This window comes from Pseudomonas sp. GW101-3H06, from assembly GCF_059424605.1.
Genome location: NZ_JBWKZO010000001.1, coordinates 2616803 through 2637286, shown reverse-complemented (window position 1 = coordinate 2637286; position 20484 = coordinate 2616803). Strand labels below are relative to the sequence as shown.

The 20484-nt window shown below is 59.7% G+C and carries 25 protein-coding genes; 11 read left to right on the top strand and 14 right to left on the bottom strand.

Annotation, left to right across the window (positions count from 1 at the left end; genetic code table 11):
* Positions 1-17: 17 nt before the first annotated feature.
* From benC to AC07ZE_RS12075, 7 genes are all read right to left on the bottom strand, one after another.
* Entirely contained in the window at positions 18-1031 is a 1014-nt protein-coding gene (gene benC / locus AC07ZE_RS12105) for a benzoate 1,2-dioxygenase electron transfer component BenC (RefSeq protein ID WP_207264820.1), read from the bottom strand.
* Positions 1032-1041: 10 nt separating this feature from the next.
* Complete coding sequence (gene benB / locus AC07ZE_RS12100; RefSeq protein ID WP_207264819.1) at positions 1042-1530, bottom strand: benzoate 1,2-dioxygenase small subunit; 489 nt, start codon at positions 1528-1530, stop codon at positions 1042-1044.
* Positions 1527-2891, bottom strand: a complete 1365-nt coding sequence (benA, locus tag AC07ZE_RS12095; protein ID WP_207264817.1) for a benzoate 1,2-dioxygenase large subunit — start codon at positions 2889-2891, stop codon at positions 1527-1529. The genes benB and benA overlap by 4 nt, the downstream gene beginning before the upstream one ends.
* Positions 2892-3138: 247 nt before the next feature.
* Positions 3139-4098, bottom strand: coding sequence for an AraC family transcriptional regulator (locus AC07ZE_RS12090; RefSeq protein ID WP_310650365.1), 960 nt, complete (start codon positions 4096-4098; stop codon positions 3139-3141).
* A 243-nt stretch (positions 4099-4341) separates the two neighbouring features.
* The gene (gene catA, locus AC07ZE_RS12085) at positions 4342-5271 is read right to left on the bottom strand and encodes a catechol 1,2-dioxygenase (protein WP_207264815.1); all 930 of its coding nucleotides are present in this window, start codon (positions 5269-5271) and stop codon (positions 4342-4344) included.
* Positions 5272-5325: 54 nt separating this feature from the next.
* The gene (catC, locus tag AC07ZE_RS12080) at positions 5326-5616 is read right to left on the bottom strand and encodes a muconolactone Delta-isomerase (protein ID WP_207264813.1); all 291 of its coding nucleotides are present in this window, start codon (positions 5614-5616) and stop codon (positions 5326-5328) included.
* A gap of 10 nt (positions 5617-5626) precedes the next feature.
* Positions 5627-6775: a muconate cycloisomerase family protein gene (locus AC07ZE_RS12075; protein ID WP_207264811.1), complete on the bottom strand. Its 1149-nt coding sequence runs from the start codon at positions 6773-6775 to the stop codon at positions 5627-5629.
* A 127-nt stretch (positions 6776-6902) separates the two neighbouring features.
* On the opposite strand from AC07ZE_RS12075, the gene AC07ZE_RS12070 reads away from it, so the two are divergent.
* Positions 6903-7781, top strand: a complete 879-nt coding sequence (locus tag AC07ZE_RS12070) for a LysR family transcriptional regulator (protein WP_207264809.1) — start codon at positions 6903-6905, stop codon at positions 7779-7781.
* A gap of 78 nt (positions 7782-7859) precedes the next feature.
* Here the strand turns inward: AC07ZE_RS12070 and AC07ZE_RS12065 are convergent, their stop codons facing one another.
* The gene (locus tag AC07ZE_RS12065; RefSeq protein ID WP_207264807.1) at positions 7860-8099 is read right to left on the bottom strand and encodes a DUF1652 domain-containing protein; all 240 of its coding nucleotides are present in this window, start codon (positions 8097-8099) and stop codon (positions 7860-7862) included.
* Positions 8100-8200: 101 nt separating this feature from the next.
* Positions 8201-9100, bottom strand: coding sequence for a polysaccharide deacetylase family protein (locus tag AC07ZE_RS12060; RefSeq protein ID WP_207264805.1), 900 nt, complete (start codon positions 9098-9100; stop codon positions 8201-8203).
* Positions 9101-9382: 282 nt separating this feature from the next.
* Here AC07ZE_RS12060 and AC07ZE_RS12055 point away from each other — a divergent pair, with 282 nt between their 5' ends.
* Complete coding sequence (locus AC07ZE_RS12055) at positions 9383-10063, top strand: SOS response-associated peptidase (protein WP_207264802.1); 681 nt, start codon at positions 9383-9385, stop codon at positions 10061-10063.
* Positions 10064-10323: 260 nt separating this feature from the next.
* Complete coding sequence (locus AC07ZE_RS12050) at positions 10324-10596, top strand: hypothetical protein (RefSeq protein WP_095193705.1); 273 nt, start codon at positions 10324-10326, stop codon at positions 10594-10596.
* Between the two features lie 112 nt (positions 10597-10708).
* Here AC07ZE_RS12050 and AC07ZE_RS12045 read toward each other — a convergent pair whose 3' ends face one another.
* The 3 genes from AC07ZE_RS12045 to AC07ZE_RS12035 all read right to left on the bottom strand — a co-directional run bounded on the left by AC07ZE_RS12045 (position 10709) and on the right by AC07ZE_RS12035 (position 11941).
* Positions 10709-10864: a hypothetical protein gene (locus tag AC07ZE_RS12045; RefSeq protein WP_207264792.1), complete on the bottom strand. Its 156-nt coding sequence runs from the start codon at positions 10862-10864 to the stop codon at positions 10709-10711.
* A 67-nt stretch (positions 10865-10931) separates the two neighbouring features.
* Complete coding sequence (locus AC07ZE_RS12040; protein ID WP_162130447.1) at positions 10932-11243, bottom strand: AzlD domain-containing protein; 312 nt, start codon at positions 11241-11243, stop codon at positions 10932-10934.
* A complete protein-coding gene (locus tag AC07ZE_RS12035) occupies positions 11243-11941 on the bottom strand; it encodes an AzlC family ABC transporter permease (protein ID WP_207264790.1) in 699 nt (232 codons plus the stop codon). The genes AC07ZE_RS12040 and AC07ZE_RS12035 overlap by 1 nt, the downstream gene beginning before the upstream one ends.
* Before the next feature lie 147 nt (positions 11942-12088).
* Here AC07ZE_RS12035 and AC07ZE_RS12030 point away from each other — a divergent pair, with 147 nt between their 5' ends.
* Positions 12089-12445 (top strand): DUF2784 domain-containing protein, encoded by a 357-nt coding sequence (locus AC07ZE_RS12030; protein WP_207264787.1) that lies wholly within the window; start codon positions 12089-12091, stop codon positions 12443-12445.
* Between the two features lie 39 nt (positions 12446-12484).
* Here the strand turns inward: AC07ZE_RS12030 and AC07ZE_RS12025 are convergent, their stop codons facing one another.
* Positions 12485-14038 carry a sensor domain-containing diguanylate cyclase gene (locus tag AC07ZE_RS12025; RefSeq protein WP_207264785.1) on the bottom strand — a complete coding sequence of 518 codons (1554 nt, stop codon included), beginning with the start codon at positions 14036-14038 and terminating at the stop codon, positions 12485-12487.
* Positions 14039-14078: 40 nt separating this feature from the next.
* Positions 14079-14606: a DUF3087 family protein gene (locus tag AC07ZE_RS12020; RefSeq protein WP_207264783.1), complete on the bottom strand. Its 528-nt coding sequence runs from the start codon at positions 14604-14606 to the stop codon at positions 14079-14081.
* A 215-nt stretch (positions 14607-14821) separates the two neighbouring features.
* Between AC07ZE_RS12020 and ppnN the strand changes: the two genes are divergently transcribed.
* The 7 genes from ppnN to AC07ZE_RS11985 all read left to right on the top strand — a co-directional run bounded on the left by ppnN (position 14822) and on the right by AC07ZE_RS11985 (position 20419).
* Positions 14822-16195, top strand: coding sequence for a nucleotide 5'-monophosphate nucleosidase PpnN (ppnN, locus tag AC07ZE_RS12015; RefSeq protein ID WP_207264781.1), 1374 nt, complete (start codon positions 14822-14824; stop codon positions 16193-16195).
* Positions 16196-16339: 144 nt separating this feature from the next.
* Positions 16340-17074 (top strand): response regulator, encoded by a 735-nt coding sequence (locus AC07ZE_RS12010; RefSeq protein ID WP_207264779.1) that lies wholly within the window; start codon positions 16340-16342, stop codon positions 17072-17074.
* Positions 17075-17268: 194 nt separating this feature from the next.
* Positions 17269-17691 (top strand): hypothetical protein, encoded by a 423-nt coding sequence (locus tag AC07ZE_RS12005; RefSeq protein WP_207264777.1) that lies wholly within the window; start codon positions 17269-17271, stop codon positions 17689-17691.
* Positions 17692-17946: 255 nt separating this feature from the next.
* Positions 17947-18681: a substrate-binding periplasmic protein gene (locus tag AC07ZE_RS12000; RefSeq protein WP_207264775.1), complete on the top strand. Its 735-nt coding sequence runs from the start codon at positions 17947-17949 to the stop codon at positions 18679-18681.
* Positions 18682-18790: 109 nt separating this feature from the next.
* Positions 18791-19015, top strand: a complete 225-nt coding sequence (locus AC07ZE_RS11995) for a hypothetical protein (protein WP_207264772.1) — start codon at positions 18791-18793, stop codon at positions 19013-19015.
* A 253-nt stretch (positions 19016-19268) separates the two neighbouring features.
* Positions 19269-20042 (top strand): alpha/beta hydrolase, encoded by a 774-nt coding sequence (locus AC07ZE_RS11990; RefSeq protein ID WP_207264770.1) that lies wholly within the window; start codon positions 19269-19271, stop codon positions 20040-20042.
* 125 nt (positions 20043-20167) lie between these two features.
* A complete protein-coding gene (locus AC07ZE_RS11985; RefSeq protein ID WP_207264766.1) occupies positions 20168-20419 on the top strand; it encodes a DUF2790 domain-containing protein in 252 nt (83 codons plus the stop codon).
* The last annotated feature ends 65 nt before the right edge of the window (positions 20420-20484 follow it).

Genomic DNA, 20484 nt, shown 5'->3' with positions numbered 1-20484 from the left:
AAGGGACTGCGCGCGATTTACGCCGCGCTGGCGGCAAATTTTTCGTAGTAGAAGTTCGCAGGCGCGATGCCTTGTTCGCGAATGAACTGGCTGACCGCTTCGACCATCGGCGGTGGGCCGCACAGGTAGACGTCGACATCGCCATCGTTCAAGTGCTTTGGCTCGATGTGCTGGGTCACGTAGCCCTTGAGCGGATGTTGGCTATCGGGGCTGGCCACGCAGGCGCTGTAGCTGAAGTTGGGGATACGCGCGGCGAAGGCTTCGAGGCGGTCGAGTTCCACCAGGTCGAAATCATGGGTCACGCCGTAGATCAGATGCAGCGGATGATCACTGCCCTGCTCGGCGATTTTCTCCAGCATCGCAGTGAACGGCGCCAGCCCGGTGCCACCGGCCAGCAGCAACAAAGGCCGGCGGATGTCGCGCAGGTAGAAACTGCCCAGGGGGCCTGCCAGGCTCATGCTGTCGCCGGCCTTGGCCATGCCGGTGAGGAAACTGCTCATCAGGCCGCCAGGCACGTTGCGAATCAGGAAGCTGACTTCACCGTCTCGTTGTAACGAGCTGAAGGAATACGCGCGGGTCTGTTCGCTGCCAGGAATGCCCAGGTTCACGTACTGCCCCGGCAGGAACGCCAGTTTGCTCAACGCCTCGCCCTTGATCGACAGCGCGATGGTGCTGTCGGACAACTGGCGCACCGCGCTGATGGTCGCCTCATAGCTGGCCTGGCGGGTACGGCAGACTTGCGACGAGGTCGGCACGCGTACCACGCAATCGCTCTGGGCACGCATCTGACAGGTCAGGACGAAACCCTGTTCGGCCTCTTCCGGACTGAGGGCATCTTCGATGTACTCCTCGCCCAGATCATAGGTGCCGGCCTCGGCAAAACACTTGCAGGTGCCGCAGGCGCCATCACGGCAATCCAGCGGGATATTGATGCCCTGGCGGTACGCGGCATCGGCCACGGTCTCACCGGCATTGGCGTCGATGAACCGGGTGACGCCGTCTTCGAAATTGAACGCAATGGAATGGGTCATGACGGCCGCCTCACAAGTGGTAAACATCGATGACCTGGCGAACGTAATCGTTCTTCAGGATCACTTTCTTGGCTTTGATCAGCGGGTTTTCACCGCGCACATCAAGGGTGTAGAAACTGCTGCCGAAGTAGCTGTCGACGGTCTTGTAGCGAAAGCTCAGGGTGTGCCAGTTGAAGCGCACCTGGCACAAGCCGTCGGCCTGTTCCAGCAGCTCGATGTTGCTGATGTTGTGGGACGTGCGGGTGTCCGGAACGCTTGCGCTGGAGCGCTCGGTCTTGATGCGGAAGATGCGGTCTTCCAGGCCGGTGCGGTTGCCGTACCAGATCAGCGAGATTTCCCGCTGCGGGTCTTCGGTCAACTCGTCATTGTCATCCCACGACGGCATCCAGAACGTGGCATCGGGGGCGTACATTTCCAGCCACTCATCCCATTGCCGGTCATCGAGGTAACGCGCTTCGCGGTAGAGAAAGTCGCGCACGCTGTCATAGGAAATGGTCATTGCACGTCCTCCACGGCGATCAACTTCGACTGCTCGGCGGCCAGGGCCTTGAGCATGGTCTGCTGCCAGTATTTGTGTTGCAGCACGAACAGGCCTTCGTCTTCGGTGCGCACGCCACTGAGCAGCGGATGCAGGTCGATTTCCTTGGCCGCGTCATCGGCGCCTTCGATCCAGTGCTCGGCGCCACGGGACATATCGTTCCAGGTCGTCACGCTGCCCTGGTAGCTGGTCTGGCAGGAGCGGAACTCTTCCAGATCGTCAGGCGTGGCCATGCCGCTGACGTTGAAGAAATCCTCGTACTGGCGGATGCGGCTGGAACGCGCGTGGTCGCTTTCGCCTTTGGGGGCGATGCAGTAGATGGTGATTTCCGTGCGGTCGACCGAAATCGGCCGGGCGATGCGGATCTGCGAGCTGAACTGGTCCATCAGGTACACGTTCGGGTACAGGCACAGGTTGCGCGAGTTCTCGATCATCCAGTCGGCGCGGGCCTTGCCAAAGTCCTGAGCCAGCTCATCGCGTCGCTCGTACAGTGGACGGTCCTCGGGGTTGGCCCAACGGGTCCAGAGCAGCATGTGGCCCTTGTCGAAGGAATAGAAACCGCCACCCTGCTTGGCCCAGCTGCCGGCGCTCATGGTCGGGTTTTCGTCACCGGCCTCGCGTTGCTTGCGCTGGTTCTGGGTGGCCGCGTAGTTCCAGTGCACGGAGCTGACGTGGTAGCCGTCGGCACCGTTTTCGGCGGTGAGTTTCCAGTTGCCTTCGTAGATGTAGCTGGACGAGCCGCGCAGCACTTCCAGGCCATCGGGAGACTGATCGACGATCATGTCGATGATCTTCGCCGACTCGCCCAGGTGCTCGACCAACGGCAGCACATCAGCGTTCAGGCTGCCGAACAGGAAGCCGCGATAAGACTCGAAACGTGCCACTTTGGTCAGGTCGTGGGAGCCCTCGCAGTTGAAGCTCGATGGGTAGCCGGCGTTGGCCGGGTCTTTGACTTTGAGCAGCTTGCCGGAGTTGTTGAAGGTCCAGCCGTGGAACGGGCAGGTGTAGGAACTCTTGTTACCGGACTTGTGCCGGCACAGGGTCGCGCCGCGATGACTGCAGGCGTTGATAAAGGCGTTGAGCACACCGTCCTTGTTGCGCGCGATGAAGATCGACTGGCGCCCCATGGTGGTGGTGTAGAAATCGTTGACGTTGGGGATCTGGCTCTCGTGGGCCAGATACAGCCAGTTGCCTTCGAAGATGTGCTGCATCTCGAGATCGAACAGGCGCGGGTCGGTGAACATCTCGCGTTTGCAGCGATAGATGCCCTGCTCTGGATCGTCTTCAAGCAGGGACTCAAGGTATTCGGGTCGCAGGGTCATGGCCGCCGCCTCCATTGTTATTGTTCAGGCAAGGCTCATGCTAGGACGGGGCGATGGGGTGGACTATCCGCGGGGTGCAGACCTTTATCCGTTTTGTGCAGGGAGCTGGCACTGTGTCAGGCGCCACCAACGTTGGCAGTACCGACCTCTTCGCGAGCAGGCTCGCTCCCACAGGGGTAAGGCGATCCAATGTGGGAGCGAGCCTGCTCGCGATGGCGTCAGAGCAGGCGACAGCAATGTGTTGGCCTCAGTGCCGACGCTTGAGGGTGTCGGATGGCAATTCGCCGAATTGCTTGCGATAGCTGTCGGAGAAGCGCCCCAGATGCAGGAAACCATAATCCATGGCCACCTCTGTGACATTGCGCACATTGCAGGTCGGGTCGCTCAGGCAGGCGTTGATGCGTTCCAGGCGTTTCTGGCGGATGTAGTTTTTCGGGGTGGTATCGGCGTTGCGTTCGAACAGGCCGTACAACGAACGCAAACTCATATGCGCCTGGCGCGCCAGCTCTTCACTGTCGATGTTCTGCTTGAGATTGCGGGCAATGTAGTCGGCAATCGCTTCGAAAGTGGCGGTCTGCGAGCCGAGCTCGAGGCGGCTGACGTTGGTTTTCATCAAGCTGAGCATCTTGCTGACGATGATCTGCGCGTAGTGCTCCTGCACCCTGGGGATCTGCTCGGTGGCTTCGGCTTCCTGGCAGATCATCGCCAGCAGGCCGACGAAACCTTCCAGTTCGTTGAGCTGATACCGGTTTTCCAGAAACCGCACGCCCTGCCCCGGATAGCGCCACCGCTGCTCATCGCAGACGGACTCAAGCAGCGTCGTGGGGACTTTGAGGATGAATTTCTCGCAATCGTCAGAGTACGTCAGGTCGACCGGGTCGTCGGGGTTGATCAGAAGTAACTCACCGGGGGCGAAGTAGTGCTCCTGCCCGTGACCGCGCCACAGGCAATTGCCCTGCAGCAACACTTGCAAGTGATAGATGCTCTCCAGCGCGCCCGAGGTGACACGAACGCTGCCGCCGTAGCTGATGCGGCACAAGTCGAGGCTGGCAAATTTGCGGTGGTTGAGACTGGCCAGTGGCCGCCCGGCGCGGGGCATGAGGATGCAATGGTTGCCGACATGCTGATTGACGTAGCCCGACACCGCGTACGGGTCGGCATGGTCGAATACAGTGCTGCGCTGACTCAACAGTTGCACTTGCATCATCAGGTCACTCTCGTTGTTCTTATGGGGTGCGTCGGGTCATTCTAAGACAGTACTGGTGGCGGTGTGTCAGTGGGCTGACATGCGGAGGCTTATGGCCTCTTCGCGAGCAAGCCCGCTCCCACATAGGACTGCGTTCCTCCTGAAGAAACTCGGTCCGATGTGGGAGCGGGCTTGCTCGCGAAAGCGGTGCATCAGTCAACATCAATGTTGAAGCCGATACCCCATCGCGAGCAATCCGTGGAATCAGTCCTCCAGTGCACGAACCCGCTCGTGGCGCTGCTGCTCTTCTGGCTGGGCCGACGACTGCAGGGTGAAGTCGAAGTCGATTTCGGCAAAGCGACCGCTGACACCGTGCGCCGCTGCACGCGCCTGGTCATCGCTGAAGGTGATTTTCGCAATCAGCTCATCGCGGGTGGCGTAGGCGAAATCGTCGTGCAGGTACTGATCACCATCCAGGTTGATCTGGGTGGTCAGGTGACGATGGTCCGGCGCGGAAATGAAGAAGTGGATGTGCGCCGGGCGCTGGCCGTGACGGCCCAGTTGATCGAGCAGTTGCTGGGTCGGACCGTCCGGCGGGCAACCGTAGCCCGATGGCACGATGCTGCGGAAACGGTAGCGGCCTTCGGCATCGGTGACGATACGGCGGCGCAGGTTGAATTCCGATTGCGTGGTATCGAAATACGAGTAGGTGCCGCCGGTGTTGGCGTGCCAGACATCCACCACGGCGCCGGCCAAGGGTTCGCCAGCGGTGTTGAACACGCGGCCTTGCATGAACAGGGTCACACCCGGATCGACGCCATCGTCCAGACGCGCTTCACCTTGAGACAGCGGCGCACCGGCTACGTACAGCGGGCCTTCGATGGTGCGCGGGGTACCGCCGGATTTGCCGGCCTGTTCGTCCTCGGCGTCCATCAGCAGGTCGAGGTAATGCTCCAAGCCCAGCCCGGCCACCACCAGCCCGGCCTCCTGGCGTGCACCCAGCACGTTGAGGTAGTTGACCGCTTTCCAGAACTCTTCCGGGGTCACGGCGAGGTCTTCGATGATGTTCACCGAATCACGCAGGATGCGGTAGACCAGGGCTTTGGTGCGTGGATTACCAGCCTCGTTCAACAGGCCGCTGGCCTCTTCGAGAAATTTCTGGACTTCGGCAGTGTGGGAAATCTTGACGTTCATTTTATCGGTTCCTCATCTTGTAATTATTGGCATGGCGAACTGAACAGGCTGGGTTCAGCGGTCATCCTCGCGAATGGACGAAGGATGCCGACACATCGCGGTGACTTCGATCGCCATGTACGGATACAGCGGCAATTGCATGAGCAAATCGTGCAGTTCCTGGACGCTGTCGACATCGAACACGCTGTAATTGGCGTACTGGCCGGCGATACGCCACAGGTGACGCCACTTGCCCTGTTCCTGCAGGCGCTGGGCCAGGGCTTTTTCGTCGGCCTTGAGCTGCGCGGCGCGTTCAGGGTTCATGTCGACCGGCAAATTCACGGTCATCTTTACGTGGAACAGCATAATGCTCTCCTCAGGCTTGATGAATGGCAGTGGAAGTCTTGTCGCGGCGGAAAAACGCCAGGCGTTCTTCATCCAGGCTCAGGCCCAGACCCGGCGTTTTCGGCACGTGCAGCTCGAAATCGCGATACACCAGCGGTTCGCCGAGAATGTCTTCGGTCAGCAACAGCGGGCCGAACAATTCGGTGTCCCACGCCAGTTTGTTCAGGGTCACAAAGGCATGGGCCGAGGCCATGGTGCCGATGCCGCCTTCGAGCATGGTCCCGCCATACAGGCCGATGCCGGCCGCTTCGGCGATAGCGGCAGTACGCAGTACAGCGCGCGGACCACCGTTCTTGGCGATCTTCAGGGCGAACACCGACGCCGCGCCTTCGCGGGCCAGGTTGAACGCATCTTCCACGCACTCGATGGACTCGTCGGCCATGATCGGCGCCGGGCTCATGGCATTCAGACGCGCCATGCCGGCGCGGTTATTACGCGAAATCGGCTGCTCGATCAGGTCGATGCCATTGCTGCCGAGAATCCGGCAGGCCCGCAGCGCCACCGCTTCATCCCAGGCCTGATTGACATCGACCCGCACGCTGGCGCGATCGCCCAGGGCTTTCTTGATGGCAATGACGTGGGCCAGGTCGCGGTTGACCTCGCCGGCACCGATTTTCAGTTTGAAGATGCGGTGGCGACGCAGCTCGAGCATTTTTTCCGCTTCGGCGATGTCCTTCTGGGTATCGCCACTGGCCAGGGTCCAGGCCACCGGCAGCGCATCACGCACGCGGCCGCCGAGCAAATCGCTGACCGGCACACCAAGGCGCTTGCCCTGGGCGTCGAGCAGCGCGGTTTCGATACCGGACTTGGCGAAGGTGTTGCCACGGATGCTGCGTTCCAGGCGCAGCATCGCCGCGTTGACGTTGCCGCTGTCCTGACCGATCAACAGCGGCGCGAAGTGCGTATCAATGTTGGTCTTGATGCTGTCAGGGCTTTCATTGCCGTAAGCCAGGCCACCGATGGTGGTGGATTCGCCGATACCTTCGATGCCATCGGCGCACCGCACGCGAATGATCACCAAGGTCTGGTTCTGCATGGTGTGCATCGCCAGCTTGTGCGGGCGGATGGTCGGCAGATCGACGATGATCGTCTCGATCGATTCAATGGCAGTTGCAAGCATTTCGATACCCATCAGGTTCTTGGAGTTCTGGAATCGATTCTGGTACGGCTTTTTCCCCGACGCCAATATAGAATTGGTCTGACTTGATACCTTAAAGGTATGCAATTGATCTACGACGGGAGGCTTCATGGAACTGCGTCACCTGCGTTACTTCCAGGTATTGGCTCAAACCCTCAACTTCACTCGCGCCGCTGAGTTGCTGCATATCGCCCAGCCGCCCCTGAGCCGGCAGATCCAGCAACTGGAGGACGAGTTGGGGGTGATGTTGCTCGAGCGCGGACGGCCGCTGAAGCTGACGGATGCCGGGCGGTTTTTCCATGAACACTCCACGGCCCTGCTCGAACAACTGAACAAGGTTTGCGACAACACGCGTCGCATCGGCCTGGGGGAAAAGACCTGGCTGGGCATCGGTTTCGCACCGTCAACGCTATACGGTGTGCTACCGGAACTGATCCGCCGCTTGCGCAGCGGCGAGCCGCTGGAGCTTGAGCTGGGGCTGTCGGAAATGACCACCTTGCAACAGGTACAAGCACTCAAGGCCGGGCGCATCGATATCGGCTTCGGCCGGATCCGCATCGACGACCCTGCGATTGTCCAGACAGTACTGACCGAAGATCGCCTGGTCGCCGCCCTGCCCGCCGGCCACCCTCTGCTGGCCGGGCCCATCAGCCTGCGCGACCTGGCCAGAGAACCCTTCGTGCTCTACCCCGGCAATCCACGCCCCAGCTATGCAGACCATGTGATCGCCCTGTTCGAATCCTATGGCGTGAGCATCCATGTGGCGCAATGGACCAATGAGCTGCAAACGGCGATCGGTCTGGTGGGGGCCGGGATCGGGGTCACGCTGGTGCCGGCCTCGGTGCAATTGCTGCACCGCGACGACATCGGTTTCACACCGCTGCTGGAAGACAACGCGACCTCGCCGATCATTCTCAGCCGACGGGTGGGCGATGTTTCGCCGGGGTTGAACCATTGCTTGCGGATGATTGAAGAGTTACAGCCATAGGCATGGAGTCATCTGTAGCGATGTTCGCTCCCACAAGGATTCCCTTCCAATATCCGACTTTCTTTGGCGATTGGAGATTTACCCGGCAAACGCCCGGCGCCCCGCGCTTATTTCGGTGCGCAATTCACCGATCAGGTCGGAGATAGCCCGCACACTGGTCAGCTGCTCGGTCGATACGCCACTGATCAGCAGTTCAACCCGGCCACTGACAGGGTCGTAAACTTCAATGCGCAGCAAGCCAGCGCTTTCCGTGCATTCGCAGGACAAAGGGGTAAATCCGGACTCCACTATGTTGCACAAGACTGAGATGGGAAGCATGGCCGATCCCTCGGACGGATTGGAACCCAATGAGAATAGCCGCGCTTTGCCATTTCTGCGCCAGGAAAAAGCGTTATCCGGTTCTCATTTCAAGTACTTTTTCACTGGGAATTCTTCTTCCAGATCCAGTTCCAGAATCCCGGTAGTTGCACCGGTTGTGAACCGTCGCGCACGGTACGCGCGATCGCCGCCCGTTGCAGCGCGGCGGTGTCGTCGTAAAACGGCTGTTGTGCAACCTTGACTCCCGTCGCCCGGGCACTGTCGAGCAGGATCTGCAGGTACTCGCGGGTATGCCGGGCGGTGTAGCGGTTGAGGTCGTGGAAGGTCACCACCACCGGAATCACGCCATCGACCACCGGCAGTTCACCCAGGGCAATGCGCTCGCGCACTTCAGACATCGAGCGCAAGAAGTGAGCCCGCCGCCGGGGGCTGGCGTTGAAGCCCCAGATCTTGCCGTCGTTGGCGCTCAGGTCCGTCAGCAGCACATGCAGGCCATGTTGCTGATAAGCGGCGAACGTGCGTTTGTCGTAATTCCAGAATGGCGGGCGCAGCAGGGTCGGCGGCACACCCGTGATCGCGGCAATGTCGGCGCTGCCGTTGGTGAGTGCCTGTTCGAGTTCCTGTGGATCGAGGGAACGATGATTGGTGTGCGAAGGCGTCGCGGTGTGGAAGCCGAGAATGTGCCCGGCATCACGCTCGCGGTGCATGAGTGCGCGCCCGATCTCGCTGCCGCCGGCCCGCGACGCACGGGTCTGCACGAAGAACACGGCCTTGATGTCCGCTTGCAGGGGATTACGCGCCAGACTGTCGAGCACGGTTTCGGTAGGGTTCCAGAAACTCGATGCACTGGGGCCGTCATCGTAGGTCAGCAGGAAGCGGATCGGTGGTTGGGTTTGCAAACGTTGTTCGGTCTGCGTCGTCATTTCGATGGGAGCGGCGATACAGCCCAGCAGACTGACTGCCATGGCACATGCCGAGAGAATCTTGAGCCACTGTTTCATGTTTTGCCTTGGGCCAGACCGTTGCGGTCAACACGTCAAACGGCAAAATTCCTTCGCCCGTTCATCCTTCCTCGGCCCGCAGGTTGCTGCGGGCCGAGGTTGGATAAGGGTACACAGTGTTTGGTTCCAGCGCTTGCGAACATCCCGCGCTTACTTCGCCAGTGCCTGCTGGAACGAGCTGTCGATGATCGGGGCGGTCGCCAGTGAAGCGGGCGCATGTGATCTGAGGCGGTCCCGGTGTTGAAACGACTATGCTGAAAGCACCAACAGGAGGATTCGGCCATGTGCGGACGCCTGTCGCAATACCGGGGCATCCACGATTTCGTGGCGGTGCTGAGCATTCCCGACGCGTTGATCAATCACGTCGGCGACCAGCCGTTGGCCCACTACAACGCCCCGCCCACCACGCAACTGGCACTGCTGCATCAGGAGGACGACGGCCTGCATGCCGATTTGCAGCGCTGGAGCTGGCGACCGCACTGGGCGACCGATCGCGCGGCACCGATCAATGCACGGGTCGAGAAAGTCGCCCACGGTCCGTTCTTCCGGGCGATCTGGCCACACCGCGCGATCTGCCCGATCGACAACTGGTTCGAATGGACCGATGCCGGAGACGGTACACGACAACCCTGGTTGATCCGCCGTCGCGACCGGGGGCCGGTTTTATGTGCGGCGATCGGACAGTTCCCCATCGGGACGGCAGCACCTCGGGACGATGACGGTTTCGTCATCATCACTGCCGACAGCGCGGGAGGGTTGGTGGATATTCATGACCGCCGACCGGTGGTGTTGTCACCCGAGTTGGCGCTGGAATGGCTGGACCCGGCCACACCCAAGGAGCGGGCCGAGCAAATGGTGCTATTGCAAGGGGAAGACAGTGATGTGTTCGAGTGGTACAGGGTCGATAAAGCGCTTAACAATGCCAGAAACCAAGGGGCCGAATTAATTGTAGAGATCATTTGAACTGTCAGTTCGACAGGACTTCAGGCATAAGTAACAAGGTAAAGCCAGGCACTGTTACAAGGGTGGTTTCAACGAATTAACACTTATGAAAGCCCATACGTTTTGTGAATGAACCGCTTGTCCGACAATGCTTTAGTCATACATACATTTTCAATAAGTACGGCTAGCATTCGCGCCGCCTTCCCAGTGCCACAACCCGCTGACCAAAGAGTCAGCAACCAAGGACATCCCGAAAACAACAAGCCTTGCAGAGAACCCAATTGCGCGACGATTTTACAAATAATCAAGTCGTGAGTCTGGCGTGTGTCTATCTCACAAAGACTGAACACTACCAACTCGACTCTTTTATCGGGCAATACATACAGACCCGAAATCTAGGATCAGTCCCCAATATCGACAACCTTCTGAGTTCGACACTTGAAGGCTATCCAGGCAGGCCGCCGGTGATGGTCAACGAGTTGAATGCCTGGATCGACAGGACGCTGGGCTATCGGGCCACTCATCCCGACTTTCTGTCGCTGGAAGATATTTGAACACTTGTGGGAGCGGGCTTGCTCGCGAAGGTGGTATATCAGTCAATTCATGTGTCGACTGACACACTGCCTTCGCGAGCAAGCCCGCTCCCACATTCGGTTTGTGACCGGTTCAGGGTTTCAACGGGATTTCGATATCACGCTCCGACAGCTCTCTGCTGCGGTCATGCTTCCACGTCTTTTCCTCATGCTCCTGCTGCTCAATCTCTTCTTCCGAGGGTTCATCCTCTACTTCTTCGGGATCCGGACGCTTGTGTTCATTGGCCATGTTCACCTCTCTTCCTGAAGGGATCGTTCATCAACTTTAAGCGTAGAACAATTTCCCACGCCCCGGTTTACAGCCACCAACGCAGCAAAAAGAAAAACCCCATGCTCAACAACATGCTGAGCAGGGTATTGCGGGTGTACAGCACCAGGCCGACGGCCACCAGCGAGCTGATCAGGTAGGGGTTATCCCATTGCAGATTCAGCTGTTTCTCGGGCATGAACACAATCGGCCCGCAGATTGCGGTCAGCATGCCCGGCACGGCGAAACCGAGGAACTGCCGGGCATTGCTGCTCAGGCGCACCGGCAGTCGCGGCTCCAGAAAGACATAGCGGTTGAGGAACACCAACACGCCCATGCCGATAATCACCGCCCAGACCATCATGTGCGCGCGCTCCAGAACTTGTTGCAGACAAACCCGGCGGTCATCCCCGCCAACCCCGACAGCACCAGCGCCGAGCCCCATTGCCAATAGCTGAACAGCACCGAGCAGAACAGCGCCACCGCGACGCAGACCACGGTCGGCACGTCGCGTACGACCGGGGTGATCAGGGCGATGAAGGTGGCGGCGATGGAGAAGTCCAGCCCCAGGTGCTCAAGCCCCGGAATGCTGCTGCCGAGCACGATCCCGGCCAGGGTGAAGAGGTTCCAGGCAATGTAGAACGTCAGACCCACGCCCAGGGCATACCAGCGGTCGAACTGTTGTTTGTCGTGCTGGCTGGTCAGGGCGAACAATTCATCGGTGAGCAGAAAGCCCAGGCCCACCCGCCAGCGCCCCGGCAATGGCGAGATCACCGAACGCATGCTCATTCCATAGAGCAAATGCTGGGACGTCAGCAACAAGGTGGTCAACAGGATCGAAAAGATCCCGGCCCCGCCCTTGAGCATGCCGATGGCCACCAGTTGCGCGGCGCCGGCAAACACGATGCTCGACAGACCCTGGCCTTGCAGGGGTGTCAGATTGGCTTCGATCGCCATGGAACCGGCCAGCAAGCCCCAGGGCGCAGTTGCCAGGGACAGCGGCATGATCGCCGCAGCACCGCGCAGGAACGCTGTGCGCGGCAAATCTGAATTGGACATAACGCTCTACAACCAGGGAAAAGACCTCAGACTGTGCCAGCAGTCGCGGCCAATGGCTTGAACAATCTTGCGCATCTTGCCACTCATCGGAGGCCCGCTTGCTTCGAGTACCATGGACCCCTTCACCTGACGCCTGCGGGAGTCGACATGCTCTACCGAATCGCCGCCGATGGCTTGGTGCTGTTTCACCTTTCATTCATTCTGTTTGTCGTGTTCGGCGGGCTGCTGGTGCTTAAATGGCGCCGCTTGATGGGCTGGCACCTGCCCGCTGCCGCCTGGGGTGTGGCCGTGGAACTGTTCCACCTGCCCTGCCCTCTGACTCGCTGGGAAAACCTGATGCGACACGCCGCCGGGCAAAGCGGCTACGGCGCCGGTTTCATCGAACACTATGCGTGGCCGGTGATTTATCCGGCCGGCCTGACTCCGGCTATTCAACTTTGGCTGGCCAGCGTGGTGCTGGTGATCAACGTAGTGGTCTATCTTCGAGTGTTCAGGGCGCTTTAAAAGATCGCAGCCTGTCGCCACCGGCTCGGCAGGGCGTCGTCAGTTGGCAATGACGCTCATATTGCGCCCGCTGGCCTTGGCCACGTACAGCGCCTTGTCGGCGGCCCCGATCAAATCCTCGGTGCTGGTTTGTGATGCCGGATCGTAGCCGCACACACCGACGCTTACCGTGATCACGGCTTCCGGGCTTTCACTGTGCGCAAGACCTGCCGTCTGCACCGCGCGGCGGATTTTCTCCGCTACCAGAAACGCTCCCACGTAGTCGGTGCCGGGCAGCACCACGGCGAACTCTTCGCCACCAAAACGCGCGGCCAGGTCACCGGGGCGCTTGATGTGCTCAATGATGATGGCCGCGATATTGCGCAAGCACTGATCACCGGCCAAATGGCCGTAGTGATCGTTGTACGCCTTGAAATGATCGACATCGATCATCAGCAGTGCCAGACCGGTCAGGTTGCGCCGGGCGCGCCCCGTTTCCGCCTGAATGAACAGATCGAACTGGCGTCGGTTGGCCAATCCGGTGAGCGCATCTTCCAGGGCCAGCAATTCCAGGTTGCGATTGAGTTCGATGAGTTTGTCCTGGGATCCGAGCAACTCGACCTGGATGCGGTTCTGCTGCTTCATCAACTTCATCAGGCGATAACCGAGTACCCCGAGAAACCCGAGCAACAACGATACGATCACCGCACTGAGCATTGACTCCTTGCGCCAGCCGGCCAGCACTTCGTCCTTGTTCAACGCAACGAAGATAATCAATGGATACCCCTCGACCCGGCGATAACCCACCACTCGCTCGACGCCATCGATGATCGACTTGATCGTCGCCGTGCCCGAACCGGCCTGGGGCAGCAACTGGGTGAACAGCGGGCTCCTGGCCAGGCTGGTGCCGATGTCCGCCTCGCTGAACGGACGACGCACAATGATGGAGGCATTGTCGGCGATCAGGTTGATCACACCGTTACTGCCCATGTCGATGCTGTCGTAGAGCTGCAGGAAGTGCGTGAGGTAGATCGTCGCCAGTGCCACGCCGGCAAAACTGCCGTCGGGGTGATTGACCCGTCGCGACACCGTCATGATCCATTCGCCGCTGGAACGGCTCTTGATTGACGGGCCGATGTGCGGACCGCGATCCGGGTGATCGCGATGGTAGATGAAGTACTCGCGGTCGGAATTGTTGGCGGCGCCGACCTCGGCACCATTGGAATTGGCGATCCACTGCCCGGTTTCGTCATACACGAACAGGCCATGGAGTTGGCTCAGCTCGCTGCGCTGGGCACTGAGCAAGCGTTGCAGGCGATTGAGCCGGCCTTCTTCAATGCCGTCGTTTTCCAGGCGATCGACCAGGCTGAACAACAAGGTATCGGCCTGCTTGATCGATGCCTGAGCTTGCGAGGCCAGGGTCTGCGCAAGGTTGGACATCGCCACTTCCTTGTCCTGCAGATGATACTGCCGCGCACTCCAGACTTCCCAACTGACGATCAGCGCCATCGACAGGCACACCGCAACCAATAGCGTCACCGCCGCGCGGACCTTGAGCCTGGCGACGCCGGGCCGGTTTTTTTCGATGCGGTCGTAAATTGATGGGTGCCCCATGACGTTCGCTCCTTGAATCGTGTTGACAGACGCCGGCGATTTAGCGCGATGCCTGCTTCACTGCCTCGATCCAGACCGGGTCCAGCCGCGTCTGTTCAGTGTCGATCCCCAGCGCTTGCATCCGCGCCTTGTGCTGATCCATTTCCCGGATCAATTGCCCATGATCGCTGGAGTTACCGTCCAGCTGATGCATTTGGTTCAAACCCAGATGATAGAACCGTAGCAGCTTCATTGCGCTCGGATCACCCGCATCAACCGCCGCCGTGAGGTGATGCATGACGTTGGTGACGCTCATCAGACTGCGCTTGAGCTGCCAGCTGTAGACCGCCGGCGCCATCCATGCCTGAGTCCAGAACACTTTGCGCATCAGCCCGGCCATCACCAGTACGGCGGCAAACACGCCGCCGATGTTGAAGCGCAGATTGTCCCCGCCAGGCGTACCGAACAACGCCACCGCCGTGGCGGACAATACCATCGCCAATGCCAGGAAAATCAGCGCGATGATCAGCGTGCTGCGTCGCGTCTGTTGCCAATAGGTTTCGGCGTTCATCGGCTGGATTTCGAACATTACGTCGGTTTTCCTTCAATCACGGACAAAAAGAGTGCAGGCATTATCGCCTCTGCGAGGGATTTAGCTATGCTGGGGCTCCTTTTCATCTTTTCATCGTCAAACGGGGGACGTGGCGAGACCGCGCAGTTCGTGCCATCTTCTTTCATGGATACACACTATTCGGATGCCATTCGTTATTTCTGTGGGAATGACATCGTTTTAAGGATCATTGAATGACCCAACGACAAGTAATCAACGCTTCGGTCAGCCCGAAAGGCAGCCTGGAGACACTCTCCCAACGGGAAGTCCAGCAACTGAGCGAAGCCGGATCCGGCAGCACCTACGACATCTTCCGCCAATGCGCCCTGGCCATCCTCAATACCGGCGCCCACGTCGATAACGCCAAGACCATCCTCGAAGCCTACAAGGACTTCGAAATCCGCATTCACCAACAAGACCGCGGCGTACGCCTGGAACTGCTGAACGCCCCGGCCGACGCTTTCGTCGACGGCGAAATGATCGCCAGCACCCGTGAAATGCTGTTCAGCGCCCTGCGCGACATTGTCTATACCGAAAACGAACTCGACAGCCAACGCATCGACCTGAGCACCTCCCAAGGCATCAGCGACTACGTGTTCCACCTGCTGCGCAACGCCCGCACCCTGCGTCCCGGCGTCGAGCCGAAGATCGTGGTGTGCTGGGGCGGTCACTCGATCAACACCGAAGAATACAAATACACCAAGAAAGTCGGCCATGAACTGGGCCTGCGCAGCCTCGACGTCTGCACCGGATGTGGCCCCGGCGTGATGAAAGGCCCGATGAAAGGCGCCACCATCGCCCACGCCAAGCAGCGCATCCACGGTGGCCGATACCTGGGCCTGACTGAACCCGGGATCATCGCTGCCGAGGCGCCGAACCCGATCGTCAACGAACTGGTGATCCTGCCGGACATCGAAAAACGCCTGGAAGCCTTCGTGCGCGTCGGCCACGGCATCATTATCTTCCCGGGGGGCGCCGGTACGGCCGAAGAATTCCTGTACCTGCTGGGCATCCTGATGCACCCGGGCAACGAAGGCCTGCCCTTCCCGGTTATCCTCACCGGTCCTAAGCACGCCGCACCCTATCTGGAGCAACTCGACGCGTTCGTCGGCGCCACCCTGGGTGAAGAGGCCAAGAAGCATTACCAGATCATCATCGACGATCCGGCGGAAGTCGCCCGGCAGATGACCCTGGGCCTCAAGGCGGTCAAACAGTTCCGCCGCGAACGCAATGACGCGTTCCATTTCAACTGGCTGCTGAAAATCGACGAAGGCTTCCAGCGCCCGTTCGACCCGACCCACGAAAACATGGCCAACCTGAAACTGAGCCGCGACCTGCCCCCTCACGAACTGGCTGCCAACCTGCGCCGCGCGTTCTCCGGCATCGTCGCCGGCAACGTCAAGGACAAAGGCATCCGCCTGATCGAAAAACACGGGCCTTACCAGATCCGTGGCGATGCGGCAGTGATGCAGCCGCTGGACCAACTGCTCAAGGCCTTCGTTGCCCAGCACCGGATGAAACTGCCCGGTGGCGCGGCGTATGTGCCGTGTTATCGAGTGGTTGCCTGATTGCTTTTCTGTAGGAGCGAGCTCGCTCGCGATGGACGTGAACGATCACGCGTGTTTCCTGATTAAACGCGTCGCCTTCAAACCCATCGCGAGCAAGCTCGCTCCTACACAGGGTGCACAACAACGAATACAAGGGATCGACCGATGGACCACGTCAACCACATTCTGATCGTCGACGACGATCGCGAAATTCGCGAACTGGTCGGCAACTACCTGAAGAAAAACGGCCTGCGCACCACGGTGGTTGCCGACGGCCGGCAAATGCGCAGCTTTCTGGAAGCCAATCAGGTAGACCTGATCGTGCTCGACATCATGTTGCCCGGCGACGACGGCCTGGTGCTGTGCCGCGAATTGCGTTCAGGCAAACACAAAGCCACGCCAATCCTGATGCTCACCGCGCGCAACGACGAAACCGACCGCATCCTGGGCCTGGAAATGGGCGCCGACGACTATCTGACCAAGCCCTTCGCCGCCCGTGAACTGCTGGCGCGGATCAACGCCGTGCTGCGCCGCACCCGCATGCTGCCGCCCAACCTGTTGGTCACCGAAAGCGGCCGCATGCTGGCCTTCGGCCGCTGGCGCCTGGACACCACCGCTCGCCACCTGCTCGATGAAGACGGCACGCTGGTTGCCCTCAGTGGCGCCGAATACCGACTGTTGCGGGTGTTCCTCGATCACCCGCAACGGGTATTGAGCCGCGACCAGTTACTGAACCTGACCCAGGGCCGCGACGCCGACCTGTTCGACCGTTCCATCGACTTGTTGGTGAGTCGCCTGCGTCAACGGTTGAAGGATGACTCACGGGAGGCGACCTACATCAAGACCGTGCGCAGTGAAGGCTATGTGTTCTCCTACCCGGTGGAAATGCTCGAAGCGTAGACATGCTCGAAACGCAGGAATCAACATTTTTCCAGGGGTTTGTATCCATCTGTATATGAACCCCTCCCGGATACGCAAAAACCGATTTCGCGCTGTTCAAGCACACATCAGCGATACACCCCGGCGTTTAACTGTGACCACCAGCTAGCACGAGCTACTGACCACTCACTTATTAAGCGCACGGAGAATCAACCATGTTCAACTTCTCGAAAGTTTCGTCCCTGGCACTCGGCCTGGCACTGGTGGGCGGTCTTGGCCTGTCGAACCTGGCATCGGCCAACACCTCGAATGTCACCTCACAAAGCACCGTCAAGGTCTTGGTGGCCGAAGGCGGCTCGGACCGCTTGCAACACAATCGCGTGGCTGAAGGCGGTGCCGATCGGTTGCAAGAGTTGCGTGAACGGGTCGCTGAAGGCGGATCCGATCGCCTGATCCAGAACCGTGTTGCCGAAGGTGGTTCCGATCGCCTGATCCAGAATCGTGTTGCCGAAGGTGGCGCCGATCGCTTGCAGGAACTGCGTGAGCGCGTTGCCTCGATTCCGGGCAACGCCGTGCGCGGCGGCGTGATCGTTGCTGAGAACCGTGCCGAATTCGGTTCGAAATATCAGCGCTACTGATCGCGATCCAAAGCTCAACGAAATCAAAAATGTGGGAGCGGGCTTGCTCGCGAAAACGGTCTTCCAGTCGACAATGATGTCGCCTGACACGCCGTCTTCGCGAGCAAGCCCGCTCCCACATTAGTTTTTCGCGACGACATGATCACCCGCCATCCCCATAAATCCTCATCTCTGACACAAAAGCCCCGGAGATAGGCCGGACAGTGGCACTGTGCCCGTACTAAGATTTGCGCTTCATTACATCAAGGACGATTCATGAAGCGCTTTGCCGGTTGCCTGTTGGGTTGCCTGACGCTCAGTACACTCGCGGCCGATCTGACCCTGCTCACTGACAACCATCCCCCCCTGCACTTCGAGCAAGACGGCCAATTGGTGGGATTCGGTGTGGATGTGGTACAGGCCTTGTCCGAGCGTACCGGCGATCACGTGAACCTGCAGCAACGGCCGTTGCTGCGTGCCTTGCACGTGGCCATTACTGAACCGGCCACCGGGGTCTTTACTGTACTGCGCACTGCCGAGCGCGATGACCGGTACCAATGGGTCGGGCCATTGCTGGAAGTGGAAACCGCGCTGTACTCCGCCGACAGCGCCCGACCACCGGTGCACAGTTTGCTGGAAGCCGGCAGCCTGGGGCGGATTGTCGTGCCGCGCAAATGGTTGGTGTACAGCTATTTGCAGAAGCAAGGCCTGACCAATTTGTATGGCGTCGCCTCGCCCGAACAAATGATGCGCCTGGCGCGCATGGGCCGAACCGACTTCGTGGTGGCCGATACACTGTCCATCGCTACCATGGCCCGCGAAGAAGGGTTGGCACCCAGCCAGTTGCACTATCAGATGCCGCTGATGCAGCAAGGCAGCTACATCGCATTTTCCCTGCAGACCGATGTGCATCAGGTCGAGCGCTGGCAAAAGGCGCTGGATGAGATGAATCGCGATGGTCGCCTGGAACAGATCAAACAGCGCTGGCTCAGCGACAGTACGCCCCGCTGACAAAAAGGATCACTGTTCTCGATAACAACTATGCGTATTGGTGTTTTCTCATCGCAACGCTCCAGCACTACAGTGGCCACATCTTCTCCCCACGCTCTGGAGCAACATCATGAAAAGCATCATCGGTCTTGGTTTCGCCCTTTCGGTTCTTGGCACCACTTCTGCCATCGCCGCGCCACATGCCACTCAGGCGGTCGTAGCAGCAGCCACTGTCAGCCAGCCGGCCACCCTGAATGTGAATACGGTTGGCGTCGACCGTCAGGACGACCAGAAAGCGAAACTCTACGTCGCGGAAAACCGCCCTGAGTTCGGTTCGAAATATCAGCGCTATTGATCAACGGCCTTGAGCTGGTTGATACAGGAACCCCCGGGGAGATCAGGTCTGTCCGGGGGTTCTTTTTTTATTGGGCGCATACATCTCGATACAGGTTGTCCGCGATCCCCGGTGGGAGCGAGCACAACCAAGCTTCATTACCAACTTGTCATTGAGTTGTCAGCGTAGCCACCCCCCTCGCGTCCTACAGTGAGGTCGTCAGTCACCCACCCGGGTGACACGCCTCCCACTGATGATGACAAGGGTCCACACCATGAAACCATTGAGCAAACTCTGCCTGATCGCTGCCAGCCTGTTCATGCTCGGCACCGGTTCCGCCATGGCCGCCACCACGACCGAACCGGTCAAGGCCAACAACGTCGTGCTGGTGCACGGTTCCTGGGCCGACGGCTCCAGTTGGGCGGACGTGATCGCCCGTTTGCAAGCCGCCGGCCTGCACGTCACCGCCGTGCAGAATCCGCTGACTTCGGTGACCGATGATGTGGCCGCCACCAAACGGATTCTTGATCAGCAGGACGGCCCGACTGTGCTGGTCGGTCACTCCTACGCCGGCACGGTGGTCAGTGAAGCCGGGGTCGATCCGAAGGTCAGTTCGCTGGTGTACGTCGCCGCGCGCGCACCGGATGCCGGAGAAGACTTCGTCGCTCTCTCAGCCAAATATCCGACCATGCCCGTGCGCGCCGGCACCGAAGAACACGATGGTTTTGTCAGCCTCAAGCAAGACGCCTTCCTCAAATACTTCGCCAGCGACGTGCCCCACGACAAAGCCATGCAACTGTTCGCTGTGCAACAACCGATCGCCAAGACCCTGTTCACCGACCGCACCACGGCCGCCGCCTGGCACACCAAGCCGTCGTGGTATGCGGTCTCAAGCCTCGACCAGACCATCAACCCGGACCTGGAACGCTTCCTCGCCAAACGCATGGGCGCGACCACCATCGAGTTGCCGTCGAGTCATTTGTCACTAGTGTCCCACTCCAAGGAAATCGCCGACCTGATCCTCGCTGCCGCCGGTCGCCAGCCGTAACCCTCAACCCTTTCATTACAACTTTGTCATCGAGTTGTTGGACGGCTGTCCGGATCCCCTGGTTAACCTGAATTCACTGTCAGGCACCGCCGACAGCCCCTACACACTGAAGAGAGAACGCCATCATGAAACTATTGATCCTCGGATTCGCCGCCCTCCTCGCTACCGGCTCGGCCTTTGCCGATACCCAAGCTCCCGTCATCCATGACAAAGACGCGGCTTTCGTCCACCTCGACGTGGCCAAGGTCGTGGGCCAAACCGACATTTCACAACAATGCGGTATCGTTCCCGCCCAACTGAACTACCTCGATCACCAGGGTCGTCAGCATGAACTGGACTACCTGGTCCAGGGCAGCGGTTGCACCAATGATCATTGATCGTCATCCGGGCGTACCGGCGCAGGATCGGGGCTACACTGGCGGCACCGGCATGCCGCTGTAGC